12 protein-coding genes and 1 pseudogene are annotated in these 14389 nt (G+C 38.3%); 10 read left to right on the top strand and 3 right to left on the bottom strand.

The annotated features are described in order from the left end of the window. Nucleotides 1–52: 52 nt before the first annotated feature. Complete coding sequence (gene dapA, locus AC0UA9_RS08005; protein WP_475659168.1) at nt 53–961, bottom strand: 4-hydroxy-tetrahydrodipicolinate synthase; 909 nt, start codon at nt 959–961, stop codon at nt 53–55. A gap of 48 nt (nt 962–1009) precedes the next feature. Continuing rightward, nucleotides 1010–1402: a hypothetical protein gene (locus AC0UA9_RS08000; protein ID WP_475659167.1), complete on the bottom strand. Its 393-nt coding sequence runs from the start codon at nt 1400–1402 to the stop codon at nt 1010–1012. Between the two features lie 208 nt (nt 1403–1610). On the opposite strand from AC0UA9_RS08000, the gene AC0UA9_RS07995 reads away from it, so the two are divergent. The 4 genes from AC0UA9_RS07995 to AC0UA9_RS07980 all read left to right on the top strand — a co-directional run bounded on the left by AC0UA9_RS07995 (nt 1611) and on the right by AC0UA9_RS07980 (nt 5997). After that, nucleotides 1611–2903: a CinA family nicotinamide mononucleotide deamidase-related protein gene (locus AC0UA9_RS07995; RefSeq protein WP_475659166.1), complete on the top strand. Its 1293-nt coding sequence runs from the start codon at nt 1611–1613 to the stop codon at nt 2901–2903. A 173-nt stretch (nt 2904–3076) separates the two neighbouring features. Further along, nucleotides 3077–3403, top strand: coding sequence for a hypothetical protein (locus tag AC0UA9_RS07990; protein WP_475659165.1), 327 nt, complete (start codon nt 3077–3079; stop codon nt 3401–3403). A gap of 121 nt (nt 3404–3524) precedes the next feature. Beyond that, complete coding sequence (locus tag AC0UA9_RS07985; protein ID WP_475659164.1) at nt 3525–5213, top strand: DUF342 domain-containing protein; 1689 nt, start codon at nt 3525–3527, stop codon at nt 5211–5213. Between the two features lie 7 nt (nt 5214–5220). Next, a complete protein-coding gene (locus AC0UA9_RS07980; protein ID WP_475659163.1) occupies nt 5221–5997 on the top strand; it encodes a DUF2884 family protein in 777 nt (258 codons plus the stop codon). Nucleotides 5998–6259: 262 nt separating this feature from the next. Here the strand turns inward: AC0UA9_RS07980 and AC0UA9_RS07975 are convergent, their stop codons facing one another. Then, nucleotides 6260–7921, bottom strand: coding sequence for an electron transfer flavoprotein-ubiquinone oxidoreductase (locus tag AC0UA9_RS07975; RefSeq protein WP_475659162.1), 1662 nt, complete (start codon nt 7919–7921; stop codon nt 6260–6262). A 407-nt stretch (nt 7922–8328) separates the two neighbouring features. On the opposite strand from AC0UA9_RS07975, the gene AC0UA9_RS07970 reads away from it, so the two are divergent. From AC0UA9_RS07970 to AC0UA9_RS07945, 6 genes and pseudogenes are all read left to right on the top strand, one after another. Continuing rightward, nucleotides 8329–9081 (top strand): electron transfer flavoprotein subunit beta/FixA family protein, encoded by a 753-nt coding sequence (locus tag AC0UA9_RS07970; RefSeq protein ID WP_475659161.1) that lies wholly within the window; start codon nt 8329–8331, stop codon nt 9079–9081. Continuing rightward, nucleotides 9078–10004 (top strand): electron transfer flavoprotein subunit alpha/FixB family protein, encoded by a 927-nt coding sequence (locus AC0UA9_RS07965; RefSeq protein ID WP_475659160.1) that lies wholly within the window; start codon nt 9078–9080, stop codon nt 10002–10004. Before AC0UA9_RS07970 ends, AC0UA9_RS07965 begins: the two co-directional genes overlap by 4 nt. A 275-nt stretch (nt 10005–10279) precedes the next feature. Then, a complete protein-coding gene (locus tag AC0UA9_RS07960) occupies nt 10280–10600 on the top strand; it encodes an SUI1 family translation initiation factor (protein ID WP_475659347.1) in 321 nt (106 codons plus the stop codon). A gap of 372 nt (nt 10601–10972) precedes the next feature. After that, complete coding sequence (gene gdhA / locus AC0UA9_RS07955) at nt 10973–12325, top strand: NADP-specific glutamate dehydrogenase (protein ID WP_475659159.1); 1353 nt, start codon at nt 10973–10975, stop codon at nt 12323–12325. Nucleotides 12326–12924: 599 nt separating this feature from the next. Next, nucleotides 12925–13473 (top strand): annotated as a pseudogene (locus tag AC0UA9_RS07950) (helix-turn-helix domain-containing protein). Continuing rightward, nucleotides 13439–13999, top strand: a complete 561-nt coding sequence (locus AC0UA9_RS07945) for an IS630 family transposase (RefSeq protein WP_475659158.1) — start codon at nt 13439–13441, stop codon at nt 13997–13999. The pseudogene AC0UA9_RS07950 and the gene AC0UA9_RS07945 overlap by 35 nt, the downstream one beginning before the upstream one ends. Nucleotides 14000–14389 lie beyond the last annotated feature (390 nt).

The following is a 14389-nucleotide window of genomic DNA, read 5'->3' as shown; positions in this document are numbered from 1 at the left end:
CATAAGGGTAAACTTTTACAATCTACCCTGCTCTCTTCTGGCTAATAAAACATTAAATACAATATTTAAAGTCCTCATCTTCAAGCAACAATAGTGATTCACCAATGAGATCACTTGAGTTTAGTGCGCCAAGCAGTTCAAAGCCTTGTTGACGCTGTTGTTTAGTTAATGCCTTATACGGTAAACGAAAGTTGCTTGCTACTGCACCTGTCATCATTAATGCGGTATTAATAGGGATTGGGTTTGGTTCGCAAAAAATCCACTGTATTAGCGCATGTAAACGGCTGTTCAGCTCGCTATTTTCTTTGTCCATCAATTGACGCATTAACCCAGGTATTATATTAGAGGTTACTGATATAACACCATGCGAACCGTGCAGGTGACGAGCATCATGACTTTCATCATCATTACCAGACCAACAAGCTATACCTTGCTTTTCGTAATGAGCAATTCGTTCGTTACCGCCACATTCTTTGACCCCAATAAAGTTTTTATGCTTTGCCAAGGTTTCAATAACTTCAGGCGTTAAATCCTGACCTGTGCGCGCCTCTACATTGTAAATAAACGCCGGCCCAATATCTAACGTGAGCGTAAGGTGCTCAATAACACCGGCAATTGATGTACGACCATAATAAGGATTAATTTGTAACGTAGCATCCATACCTGCAGCAAAACCATTTTTCGTTGCTTTAATCGCTTCACTTGTATTATTACTACCGGTATTACCAATAATCAGTAGCTTATCACCAAATTTGTGCACGCTGTGAGCGATCAATATTAAGTGTTCTTCCCAACTAAGCAAGTGTCCCTCACCTGTGGTTCCGCCAACAACAATACCATCTACGCCAGCATCTATTTGTTGTTTTACTAACTTGTCATAAGTGAGTAAATCAATGTCGCCTTTAGCGGTATAAGGTGTTTTTATTGCGGTAATTAAACTGGCTGCTTTAAACTTATTCATTATTTTCCTATTGTGTATAAATTTGAGGATTAATGCGCTGCATCCCCCTTAACAATGACCAATATTGTTAGTAATTTTGCGCATGGTAAATATTTCGTCGGTATCAAGATGTTGATATTCGAAAGTATGATGATTCAAGGTCAACACCTTGTAAGCTTGGTAATTATTACTATCATTAAGATCGACCGCATAAAGCTTATCATCAATTGCTTCATTTTTTGTAATAGTAAAGTGGATATCTGCCACTAACCCCCAATCACCTAGTTCAATTACTTGCTCAATAATTTGATCTGCTGAGCCAACCTCTACTTGTAAAGTGATAAAGGAAAATTCAAAACTGCCGTCAGGACTTAGCTGAGCATACTCAATAATTTTTTTATTTTCCCCATCCATTTCTTCACGAAACCAACGGCCAAATAACAACTCTCTCTTATACTTCACTTTGTACTACTCATTAAAAAAGATAATCACTTTGCTCACCATTATCCCTTTGTTGACCACTAACACTTAACTATCAATGGTAGATAAGCGCGATGCAGTCTATTTTAAGCCTTATCTAGTGTAAATCCAATTTTAAATACCATAATTGATGTAACTATTTTATAAAAAGGGTAAATTAAAGAAAAACTTTATAGAATGAGACTGACTTATGACCAAACCCAAGGTGCAATTATTATTAACGGGTAATGAATTAATGACCGGTGACATTGTTGACAGCAATTCTGCAATGATTGCACAACAGTTAAATGAATTAGGCTTAGAAGTATACCGAAAGGTTACTCTTGCCGATGAACTATCGTCACTAGTCAACGAAATAAATTTACTTGCAAAACAGTCTGATATTTTAATTATTAATGGGGGTTTAGGCCCTACCATAGACGATTTAACAGCACTGGCCCTAGCCAAAGCCACTGAGGTTGAACTGGTTGAGCACCCACAGGCACTAGAGCACTTAGTAGCATGGTGTGAAAGAAGAGGGGCAAGCTTGAATCCCCCTAATTTAAAGCAAGTCATACTACCTGAGAATTGTCGTATTATCCCCAATAAATATGGCAGCGCGGTCGGCTTTACAGTCAACCACCTAGAGTGCGATATTTACTGTACACCCGGTGTACCTAGTGAATTAGACATAATGTTAACTGAGCAAATAGCGCCCAATATAGCCAAAAAACTGCCCAATGAGCTAATTTCAGATGTTGCTCGTTTACAAGTGTTTGGTTTAGGTGAGTCTACGCTCCAAAAAATAATTAACGAACAACTCCCTGACTGGCCCAACAGTATTGACCTAGGTTTTCGCGCCGGCATGCCCCTGTTAGAGATTAAGTTATCCACCACCAACCAAGAAGCCCACAGCCAAAAACAAAAGTGGCAAGCAAAACTACAGGCAGTTTTAGGTGACCACATTATAGGGCAAATTAAAACAGAACCATTGACGCTATCAGAGCATGTGTTAAGTAAATTAGCTGAAAAGAATTTGAAAATAACAACAGCTGAATCATGCACAGGAGGCTTAATTGCAAGTATGATAACCCAAGTACCTGGCTCGTCAGCATTGTTTGAGGCCGGTTATGTTACCTATAGCAATAAAATGAAAACAAAAATGTTGGGTGTCCCAGAGCAATTATTAAATACTGAAGGCGCGGTCAGTGAAGCGGTTGTTATTGCGATGGCACAAGGAGCACTAAAGCATTCTTCAGCAGATTTAGCCATTGCAGTGTCTGGTGTCGCTGGCCCTGGTGGCGGGAGTGACGAAAAGCCTGTAGGCACTGTATGGCTGGCATGGGGAAGCAAACAGAATTTAAAATCAATATGTTTGTTGATTCCATCACCTCGACATTACTTTCAACAGTACGTTGCTGCTATTGGTTTAGACCTAATTCGCCGAGAGTTAATTAACAGCCAAGAAATACCGCATTATATTGCCGAGCGTCAAAAAAGGTAGTGTTAATTGCTATTATTTAAACAACTCATTGCTAAGTAAATCAAAAATTTATATATTTAGATAGCGATGTAATTATTCAAATATACTAACTGGTATAATACCTAATAGACTAAATATAACTTTTTTAAAGAATCACTTACTACGCTATCATTATTTTTATACAGGAGTCAGTTTTGGCCGAGAAAAACTTTATTACCAGTGGCAGAAATACCATTATCCACAAAATAAAAAAATTTGACCTATTAATTATCAATGGAGATCATCCTGTGGTAATTGTTAGTCACCGTGGAATAGGAATTTACAAAGGAGCTCTTCCTGAAAAACGCTCTCTAGCCAAGAAGTCTTATCTAGAAATTGTTCATATCGAGTCAAGTGAGATATTTAGCGAAATTAAAACCTTATTATTTATACAGTCACTTGATGGAAGAGAATATAAAGTGGATTACAGTAAAGTGGGCGAAAAAAGCTTTATAAAAATACACCAAGATAATTATATCTAGTCGCTATTAGAGTGCTATTATTAATGTAGACTTATTGAAATGATGACCATTATTTAGCTGTTTTGCTACCCCATCAATGTTGTTCATGTTATAAATTCATGATGATGCCGGAGTTCACCCTATGACAAAGCTCAGTTTACTTGTTAACGCCAAAGACAATATTGATTTGCATTTAACGCCAATCAAAGGTGGGGATGTTGTTATCGAAACAACAATTCTTGAGCTTATAGCTGAGTCAGAGCACAATACGTTAAAAATAAACACTAGCAATATTAAAAGTGCTATTGCTGAACTAAATGATGTATTGACGCCCTTACAAAATAGCCAAATTGGTAGAGAAATCACCTACCAAGTCCTTGAACGTGTTGATGCAACAATTTTGATTACTATTGATGATGATGAAATGGCCGCGACAGCAGAAATCACCACGGCACAAGGAGGGAAACATTTATCAGCAAAAGCAATATTAGCAGCAGCACAAGCGGCTGGGGTGAAAAAAGGCTTTAGTAAAGAGTCTTTAGTCAAACTTGCACAACTCGCAGCTCACGAAAAACCTGCCAGTTTAGTTTCCTTACAAATTGCCACAGGAAAACTCGCAGTAAAAGGTAAAGACGCTATAGTAAAACCGCTAGTAGAGAGTGCTCAAACCCGTATTTTACGCCCTAAAAAAAGGGAAGATGGCAGTGTAGACATGCGTGATTTAGGTGATATTATTTGTGTTAGAGTGGGTGATCCTATTGCTGAAAAAATCCCATACACAGAAGGCGAAAAAGGCTACACAGTAACGGCAACCCCTTTGATACCTGAGCCAGGAGATGATGTCCCTTTAATTTCAGGTGAAGGTACGGCCATTAGTTCAAAAAATGAAAATATATTAATATCTCAAAAAGTCGGCCTGCCTAAAATTATTCCTAACGGTATGGAAGTTGATGAAGTTTATAAAGTTAAAAATGTTACTGTCGCCACAGGGAATATTAACTTTACTGGCAGTGTGATTATTGATGGTGATGTAAATGAAGGCATGAAGGTCATTGCCAGTGGTGATATTACCGTAGGAGGCTTTGTTGAGTCTGCCCTTATTGAAGCAGGTGGGGATGTAACAATTTCAGGTGGCATTATTGGGCGCAAACATGATGTTGACACTGCACATGTCACCGATGTAACCATGAGTGTTACCGTTAACACCAAAGGTAATTTATATGCAAAATATTGCCAATACGCACAAATAAGTTGCAGTGGAAACATACGTATTGAAAAACAATTACTTCATAGTTTAATCAATGTTTATGGTAGCTTAAAAGTCGGTACAGATGAACTCTCAAACGGCACGCTTATTGGTGGATATACCAAGGTTGGTAAATACGTTACTGCTGGCATTATCGGTGCAACTGCAGGTAGCAATACCATTATTGATTTTGAACATAATATCGCCAAGCTAAAAGAAAAAACAGAAGATATCGAGTCGCGGTTAGAGATTGACAATATAAAAACTACAGAGCTTCAAGCGGCGAGAGAGAAACTTAAACAGCTACCTAAAACGCAAGTAAATACTGACATGCTTGCAAAAGTGGTTTCAACTTACCAATTTCATGCTAAAAGAATGGGTGACACTTTGCTCGAAAAAGAAAAGCATGAAGCGGCCTTTCAAAAATATATGGAAAGTATTTATATTGAAGCAACTGAAAAGTTACATCACGGCGTGCAGATGATTGCTTGTGATTTTCATGACAGGTCTCGCAAAGAGCACGGGCCAAGTAAAATGACCTATAAAGACCGAAAAATTCATATAGATCCCCTTGTTAATACATAAACAAACGATGAGAAATTTTATATTTTTAGTCTTTATTGCTTTCATTAGTTTTAACTCACTTGCTAAACAATGTACTGTAAACTTCAATTATGGTGTGATCATAGCCCCAAATCATATTCGTATTCTTGAGAACAGCAGAACCTTTGTACAAATAAATGGTGATCATCAACTTTTTGTTAAAGGCCGTGAAATTCCACTTTCGGGCGAGCAACAACACCTTATTTCTCAATTTTCTTTAGGCATACGTGATCAAGTTCCTGAGATTGTCTCTATTGCCATTGAAGGCGTTGATATTGGTTTAAAAGCTGTCAATAAAGCAATTGGTAGTCTTACTGGTGAAAATAGTGCCGCACAACAAAAAATTCAAACAAGGTTTGATGAGCTAAAATGGCGTATTCGTTCACGATTCAACCAAAGTGCCAACAACTATTTTATTGCTCCCCAAGACTTTGCGGATTTTGATGATATTTTTACTGGGGAGTTTGAACAAGAAATAGAAGAAATTATTTCAGACTCTATTGGCACTATATTGTTAGCTTTTGGTGAGGTTATGGTAAGCGATAGTGTTGATGGTCATGGTAGTGAGCAACGTTTGTCTGCATTAGACAGTAGAATAGAGAATATAGGACAGGGTTTAGATCTCGGTATAGGGACAAATGCCAATACCTTAAAACAAAAAGCAGATAAGTTTTGTGTTCAATTATCTGCGCTTGACAAAATTGAACAAAAGATGAAGCGCTCAATCAAAGCGCTTAGTCAATTCAATTTAATTGAAACAAACTAATAGAGCAACCTAAAGCGCTAAGGGTAGTAGCTTCTTCAAGTGCATCATTCTACCCACTTTTTATCATCTGTGTTAACGTTGCCGAAGAACTAAGCAACCGTAAAAAATAGCCTTGCAATGGCTAGGCACTCAAAGATGAACAAAAGACATTCAAAAAGTGAATATCACATACTTTATTTGTGAGCTTAAATGTTAGGCTAATGGGTCACAAAAACACGACAATTATCTGTATTCTCACAACCCACCCCTTAATCCCTTTGCCCTACATATTAGGATAATTTGGCCCACCCGTGCCTTCAGGAGTAATCCAAGTAATGTTTTGACTTGGATCCTTAATATCACAGGTTTTACAATGAATACAGTTTTGCGCATTAATAACAAACTTATCGCCCTCAACTGTTTTCTCAACCTCATACACTCCAGCAGGACAGTAACGCTGTGCTGGCTCATTATACTTCACTAAATTAACGCTAATTGGAATACTACTATCACCAAGCTTTAGGTGACAAGGTTGCTCTTCTTCATGGTTAGTATTTGACAAGAAAACTGACGACAGTTTATCAAAGCTTAATTTATTATCCGGTTTAGGGTAATTAATAACAGCAACTTCTGACGCTAGTTTAAGTTGAGCATGATCAACACTGTCATCTTTAAAGTTGAACGGCAATTTACCGCCAAATATATTTTGATCGACCGTATTATAAACACCCCCTAACATGGTACCAAACTTGTGCATTGCAGGACCAAAATTACGTGTATTATATAACTCATCATATAACCAAGAGTCTTTGAACTTTTCTGTATACAGGGTAATATCTTGCTTGCCTATTTCACTCAACCCATCTTCGCTGATCAAAGTTTCTATAATAGCTTCGGCAGCCAACATGCCAGACTTCATTGCCGTATGATTACCTTTGATTTTAGCAAAGTTAATTGTACCGGCATCACACCCCACTAATAATGCTCCTGGCATTGTCATTTTAGGCAAAGAATTAAAACCACCTTTGGTCATCGCGCGTGCACCATAAGAAACACGTTTTCCCCCCTCAAGATACTGGCTAATTTTAGGGTGATGTTTATAGCGCTGAAATTCATCAAATGGACTTAAATGCGGGTTGCTATAATTTAGATCAACAATTAACCCAACAAAAACTTGGTTATTTTCTGCGTGATATAGATAACCGCCGCCTGTCGTGTCTTTTGCTAAAGGCCAGCCTGCAGTATGCACCACCAAACCTTCTTGATGTTTACTAGGATCAATATCCCAGATTTCTTTAAAACCTAAACCATAATGTTGAGGAGAAGCATCAGCATCTAACGAATATTTAGTAATAAGCTCTTTACCTAAATGACCACGACAGCCTTCGGCAAAAACAGTATACTTAGCCCTAAGCTCCATACCAGGCATAAAAGAATCTTTTTTATTTCCTTGTGCATCTAACCCCATGTCGCCGGTAATAATACCACCAACACTACCATCGTCATTATAAATAACACTGTGCGCAGGAAAACCTGGAAATATTTCAACACCTAACTGCTCTGCTTGTTCAGCAAGCCAGCGACACACATTCCCCATACTAACAATATAATTATCTTTGTTATGCATCGTTTTGGGCACTGAAAATCCAGGTAATTTTATGCCGTTACTTTCGCTATTTAATAAATAGATATCGTCATCCGTTACTTGTGTTGTTAAAGGTGCACCTTTGTCTTTCCAGTCAGGAAATAGCTCATTTAATGCTTTAGGTTCAAAAACAGCACCAGAAAGGATATGTGCGCCGACTTCAGAGCCCTTCTCCACAACACAAACCATCAGCTCTTGTTCTTTTTCCTGTGCTAGTTGCATTAAACGACATGCTGTTGACAAACCAGCTGGGCCTGCACCAACAATTACTACGTCAAATTCCATCGATTCACGTTCCATGGTATCTCCCAATATTTATTTTATTAATAAAAATTCAAACAGTCGTTTGATATTCAAACAGGTGTTTGATAGTATCTTATTAGTGGTTGCCAAGCAAGGTCGTATTTTCTTCAAAGAAGCTAAGAAACTACCCGCCTTACATGTAGTTAAATTAACAGTTTCTACTATGTTATGTTGGTCGCCTGTTTAAAACAAAACGACAATTATTTCAGAAACTAAAGTCATTGTATCGTACTTTGAAAGTTTTCACCAAGATTACATTGACGCTTACGTAAAGGAGTAGTAGTCTTTTTTCAGAGTATTGTCGATACAATTTAGCAGTTATGTAAGTGCACTTTTATGTGACTGAGTTTTTATTATATAGTTTTATACTAGATTAATTTTTATACTGAAACACAGAGGCAGCGATGAAAGTATTAGTTCCGATCAAGCGTGTTATTGACTATAACGTCAAGGTGCGCGTAAAACCCGATAATTCAAATGTAGATCTTGCCAATGTAAAAATGGCAATTAACCCTTTTTGTGAAATAGCAGTAGAAGAAGCAGTGCGTCTTAAAGAAGCTGGTATTGCAACGGAAATTATTGCTGTCTCTATTGGCGATAAATCATGTCAAGAACAGCTACGCACAGCTCTTGCTCTAGGTGCAGACCGTGCAATACAAATTGAAACAACTGAAGTGTTAGACTCACTAAATATAGCAAAGCTTTTACAAAAAATAGTTGAAGAAGAACAACCTCAACTCGTAATCTTAGGTAAACAAGCCATTGATAGTGACAATAACCAAACAGGACAGATGCTAGGTGCGCTAACAGGAATGCCACAAGGTACATTTGCTTCAGCAGTAAAGGTTGAAGGCGACAAGGTCAATGTAACCCGTGAAGTTGACGGTGGCTTGCAAACTGTAGCCCTTAATTTGCCAGCCATAGTAACAACAGATTTGCGTTTGAATGAGCCTCGCTATGCTTCTTTGCCTAATATTATGAAAGCTAAGCGTAAACCATTAGATGTTAAAGCGGTCGCTGATTTTGGTATAGATTTAACCCCCCGCACAAAACTGTTGAAAGTTACCCCACCAGCAGAGCGTAAAGCAGGAGTTATTGTTGAAACTATTGATGAATTAGTCGAAAAATTAAAAAATGAAGCCAAGGTGATCTCATGAGTATTTTAGTATTTGCAGAACACGACAACAAAACATTAAAAGCTGAAACCCTTAAAACAATTGCAGCTGCACAGGCTATTGGTGGCGATATTACACTTTTAGTTGCTGGTCATAACTGCCAAAGTGTTGTTGATGCTGCGGCTCAAGTTAACGGTGTTAGTAAAGTTTTAGCGGCTGATAATGCTATATACGAACATCAATTAGCAGAAAACATCAGTTTACTTGTTGCTGAATTAGCGACTGATTATGAACACATTATTGCCACTGCACTAACCACAGGCAAAAACTTTATGCCACGTGTAGCTGCCTTGTTAGATGTTACTCAAATTTCAGACATTATCGCAGTAGAAAGTAGTGATACCTTCGTACGTCCAATTTATGCGGGTAACGCTATTGCTACCGTACAAAGCCTAGACACAAAGAAAGTTATCACCGTTCGCCCTACCGGCTTTGATCCTGTCGCACAAAACGGTAACGCAGAGATAATATCGCTAGAAATAGCCACTGACGCAGGAAGCTCTACCCATGTCAGTGATGAATTAACCGTATCCGAACGCCCTGATTTAGGCGCTGCGCCTATTGTTATATCGGGCGGTCGTGGTATGCAAAATGGCGATAACTTCAAATTGCTAGATGGCATTGCAGACAAACTTGGCGCTGCAATTGGAGCTTCTCGCGCTGCTGTAGACGCTGGTTTTGTATCTAATGACATGCAAGTTGGCCAGACCGGTAAAATTGTCGCGCCTGATTTATACATTGCCGTGGGGATCAGTGGTGCAATACAACATTTAGCAGGTATGAAAGATTCAAAAATCATTGTAGCAATTAATAAAGACCCTGAAGCGCCTATTTTTCAAGTAGCCGACTACGGGGTTGTTGCTGACTTATTCGATGCCCTACCCGAGCTTGAAAGCAAACTTTAAATCACAACCATTATAAAAGTAGATCGGTATTTACGCCGTAACTTGGTACACTAAAGCCACTCTAAGTAGTGGCTTTATTATTTTAAACTAAAAAGCTTGAGCTTTAGCTCAATGTTTGCTTCACTAAGCTAAAATTCTTCTATACTGTCACTTCATAAAATGACATCAAATTAGAATAACTAGGTAGTTGTACTATGAAAGAAAAACTTTCCAGCCTTGCAGAGCTTGCCGGCGCCTTTGGCAAAGAACCCGTAAAAGAAGACGCTGCTCAAACAATAACGGATCAATCACTGGTCTACTCCACAAATACCGGTCGTATAAAGCAGACAAAACAAGCAGCAACACATGAAAAAACTGACGGTTTTGTTCACGTGCGAAGAGAAACTAAAGGGCGTAAAGGCAAAGGCGTTATTGTAATTAGTAATTTAGGTCTAGACAACAACGCACTTAAGGTACTGGCGAGTAAATTGAAAAAAAGCTGCGGAACTGGTGGCAGCGTTGTAAACCAAACAATAGAAGTACAAGGCGACAAAAGAGAGTTAATAAAAGCACTTTTAGAAAAGAATGGCATGAAAGTAAAGTTTATTGGTGGATAATTTTTGTAAAACAATGGATAATTATCATAAATTAATGAATAAAAATTCTTATTATTAAAGCCCTGTCGTGTTTATAAACTTTACTCATTTGGTATCTGTTGAGTACTAAAACTATAATTTACAACAGAATCAATAGGATGCATAAAAAATATAACTAAATTACATAATATAATTACATTAAGTAAGTTTATTCTCCAAAATATATTTACTTTAACCATGTTTTTTTTGATAATAAGTGCAACAAAACTAAATCTTACACAGTAAAGTCGGTATTTTTATTTAGCCATACCTCTAATATTCCTACCCTATAATCTCAAAAATGATTGAGTATTTCTTTACTTATAAAAACAATTTTAAAGGATAAACAAATATATGTCATATATTCATGATACTATTTCTGATTTAAAAAATACTAGCCCTGCTCAATCAGAGTTCTACCAAGCAGTTGAAGAGGTGTTAGAGTCATTAGCCCCTATCCTAGAAAGTAACGTTTTATATCAACAACAAGCCATAATCCAGCGCCTAGTTGAGCCAGAAAGACAAATTATGTTTCGCGTGCCATGGGTTGACGACAATGGCGATATCCAAATCAACAAAGGTTACCGCGTTGAATTTAACTCAGCTTTAGGTCCGTATAAAGGCGGATTAAGATTTCACCCAAGTGTTAATGCAAGTATCATCAAATTTTTAGGTTTTGAACAGATTTTTAAAAATGCATTAACAGGTTTACCTATTGGTGGTGGTAAAGGGGGCTCTAATTTTAACCCTAAAGGTAAATCAGATGGCGAGATCATGCGCTTTTGTCAGTCATTTATGGCCGAGTTATATCGTCATATCGGTCCAAACACTGATGTTCCAGCAGGTGATATTGGTGTAGGGGCAAGAGAAATAGGCTACATGTTTGGTCAATATAAAAGATTAACAGGCCGCTATGAAGGGGTATTAACAGGAAAAAGTTTATTATGGGGCGGCTCTTTGGTTCGTAAAGAAGCTACAGGCTATGGTGTGGTGTACTTTGCACAAAATATGCTTTCACAAATACAGGATGACTTAAAAGGTAAAAGCTGTTTAGTGTCTGGCTCAGGTAATGTTGCTATTTATGCAATGGAAAAACTATATGAATTTGGCGCAAAACCACTTACTTGTAGTGACTCAACAGGAACAATTTATCACGAAGCTGGTATTGATTTAGCTTTAATTAAAGACTTGAAAGAAAAATCGAAGCAGGGCCTTGCTGTTTATTTAGAAACACATAAGGATGCTCAATTTATTCCAACAGCTGACTATCCTAGTGATGGCCATGCCGTATGGCGCTTTAAAGCTGACACTGCTTTCCCTTGTGCTACCCAAAACGAACTGACCGTAGCAGACGCTAAGTCTTTAGTTGAGAATGGCTGCAAACTTGTCAGCGAAGGGGCCAACATGCCCTCAACTCAAGATGCAATAAATACCTTCATTGACGCTAAAATCTGTTACGGTCCTGGTAAAGCAGCTAATGCCGGTGGTGTGGCAACAAGTCAGTTAGAGATGGCACAAAACGCAAGCATGCAAACATGGTCATTCGAAGAGGTTGATCAAAAGTTACAAGTTATCATGAAAAACATTTTTGATACTGCACATGAAACAGCAATAGAATTCGGCCAACCAGGCAACCTTGTATTAGGTGCTAATATCGCCGGTTTTAAACGTGTTGCTGATGCTATGCTAGAACAAGGTGTCGTCTAACCCAATTCACGCTTCTTACTAAGCACGCATTGTTAAAAGACTTAAATACTCTGCAATGTTGTGCTCGATAAAACACTAACAACGTCAACTATAATCACTATTAATATAGTTGACGTTTATGTTTCTATCGTAAACTTTAAAAATAACGCTGTTATCATAACGTAATTTTTGCATGAGAATGTTCTAAAATATCAGCAAGGTATTTAATACTAGATACTAGGCTCAAAAGAACAACAAGAGAGAAGGCAAAACAGGGACAACCATCCGTGATTAAAACAGTCCCTGTTTGTTCCCTCAGTGGTATGCTACCACATCACTTTGTCCTTAAAGCTTCCCTGACCATGCGTCCTGCAAGGTGTTGTTACCAACAAACTAAAGATTAGTCCATATAATTAATAATGCAAAGTTATTTTTAATCTTTTATCACATAAGAACATATCAACGAGATTTTCTATTGAAAAATACTACACTAAGCATAATGCCAAACGCTGCCGATCCTAGCTTCTCAGGCGCGCTTGCAAACGACAACGTAATCCCCCCGAAAAATAATAGAAGTCAAAAGTAGAATTTTCTCGTATGCTTTAACGCAGGAGAATTTTATGAAAAAATCAAATTTTACTGACAGCCAAATATTAGCCATTTCAAAGTAAGCCGAAAATGGTATACCTATTCCCGAATTATGCCGTGAACATGGTATGAGTAACTCCTCATTCTATAAATGGCGCACTAAAGATGGTGCTAACAAAGCGCAAGTAGCAAGAAATCTTCGCATTAGCCGCCGTAGTGTTACCGATTGGGTTAAAAGATTTTATGAAGGTGGTCTTGATGTACTCAAAGAGAAACCCCGTACAGGTCGACCTTGCGCCTTAACTCAATTACAGCTTAATCAGTTAAGCCAATACGTTCGCAACAATAGCATTAAAGAAAATGGTGGCAGACTTAACGCTGAAGCTCTCGCTACCTCTATTACTCAAGCGTTCAAAGTAAATTATTCTATTATCAATGTGTATCGACTACTCCACCAGCTTGGCTTCTCCTGGATAACCAGTCGCTCAAGACATCCTAAGCAGTCCGATGAAGTACAAGAAACTTTTAAAAAAATTCGAAATTACAATGATCCGCACGATCCCCTGGAATATAAGCCTTAAAAATGTAGACGTATGGTTCCAAGACGAAGCACGTTTTGGACAGCAGAATACAACGACAAGGCTCTGGCCGGAGAAAGGAACACGACCAAGAGCGGTTAAGCAGCAACAATTTGAATATGCTTATTTGTTTGGTGCTGTTTGTCCATCAACAGGGGCAACGGAAGCGCTGATTTCTCCCGTCATGAACATGGACATAATGGAGCAACATTTAGCGTTAATCTCGCAAAAAACTAAAGCGGGACGACATGCAGTAATCGTTGTTGATGGTGCCGTGTGGCATCAACCTTATCTCGCAGATAAATTTAGTAATTTAACGATCATTAAGCTACCGCCTTATTCACCAGAGCTAAATCCAATAGAACAAGTGTGGAGTTGGTTACGCCAACATCATTTAGCGAATAGGTGTTTTAAGGGGTATGATGATAGCGTTGATGCTTGTTCACAAGTATGGAACTCATTTGTTAGTGATGCGAAACGAGTAACAGAAATGTACAGTAGAGATTGGATTGAATTGGGAACAATTTAAGATGGAATGGTATTACTTTTCCTAAATCTCACAAAGCAAAAAGCCCGTCACTTTCGTAACGGGCTCTTCGGGTTTACCTTGCGGTACGAATAGAAGTTTAGCAATGTCCTACTGACGTGCATGGATGCACTAATGCCGTGAGTGCAGGATGCACAGGAACGGTCTCACATAAAGAGAAGAACACCCACACGCTATCATCATCCGGCGCTACTGCGTTTCACTTCTGTGCGCCGCGGCTGTATTAGCGAATGGGTTCAGGTGGGGTAAGCGTCCGAGTAACCACACCTAGCAGATCATTTTGATTCGTTTAATTATACCCTCTGATTTTTCAGGAGGTATTATGAAGCTAAGAAGAACACTAGAAGATTGGCAACGTTTAATTGAGCAGCA

It is taken from the genome of Colwellia sp. F1, assembly GCF_056238625.1.
The sequence above is the reverse complement of the archived record's forward strand: the minus strand, read 5'-3'. Positions and strand labels throughout refer to the sequence as shown.

Bases quoted from the DNA above. Each gene is read 5' to 3' on its own strand.
- dapA (WP_475659168.1), bottom strand. From the start codon at position 961: ATGAATAAGTTTAAAGCAGCCAGTTTAATTACCGCAATAAAAACACCT.
- AC0UA9_RS07995 (WP_475659166.1), top strand. From the start codon at position 1,611: ATGACCAAACCCAAGGTGCAATTATTATTAACGGGTAATGAATTAATG.
- AC0UA9_RS07985 (WP_475659164.1), top strand. From the start codon at position 3,525: ATGACAAAGCTCAGTTTACTTGTTAACGCCAAAGACAATATTGATTTG.
- AC0UA9_RS07980 (WP_475659163.1), top strand. From the start codon at position 5,221: ATGAGAAATTTTATATTTTTAGTCTTTATTGCTTTCATTAGTTTTAAC.
- AC0UA9_RS07975 (WP_475659162.1), bottom strand. From the start codon at position 7,921: ATGGAACGTGAATCGATGGAATTTGACGTAGTAATTGTTGGTGCAGGC.
- AC0UA9_RS07970 (WP_475659161.1), top strand. From the start codon at position 8,329: ATGAAAGTATTAGTTCCGATCAAGCGTGTTATTGACTATAACGTCAAG.
- AC0UA9_RS07965 (WP_475659160.1), top strand. From the start codon at position 9,078: ATGAGTATTTTAGTATTTGCAGAACACGACAACAAAACATTAAAAGCT.
- gdhA (WP_475659159.1), top strand. From the start codon at position 10,973: ATGTCATATATTCATGATACTATTTCTGATTTAAAAAATACTAGCCCT.
- AC0UA9_RS07945 (WP_475659158.1), top strand. From the start codon at position 13,439: ATGATCCGCACGATCCCCTGGAATATAAGCCTTAAAAATGTAGACGTA.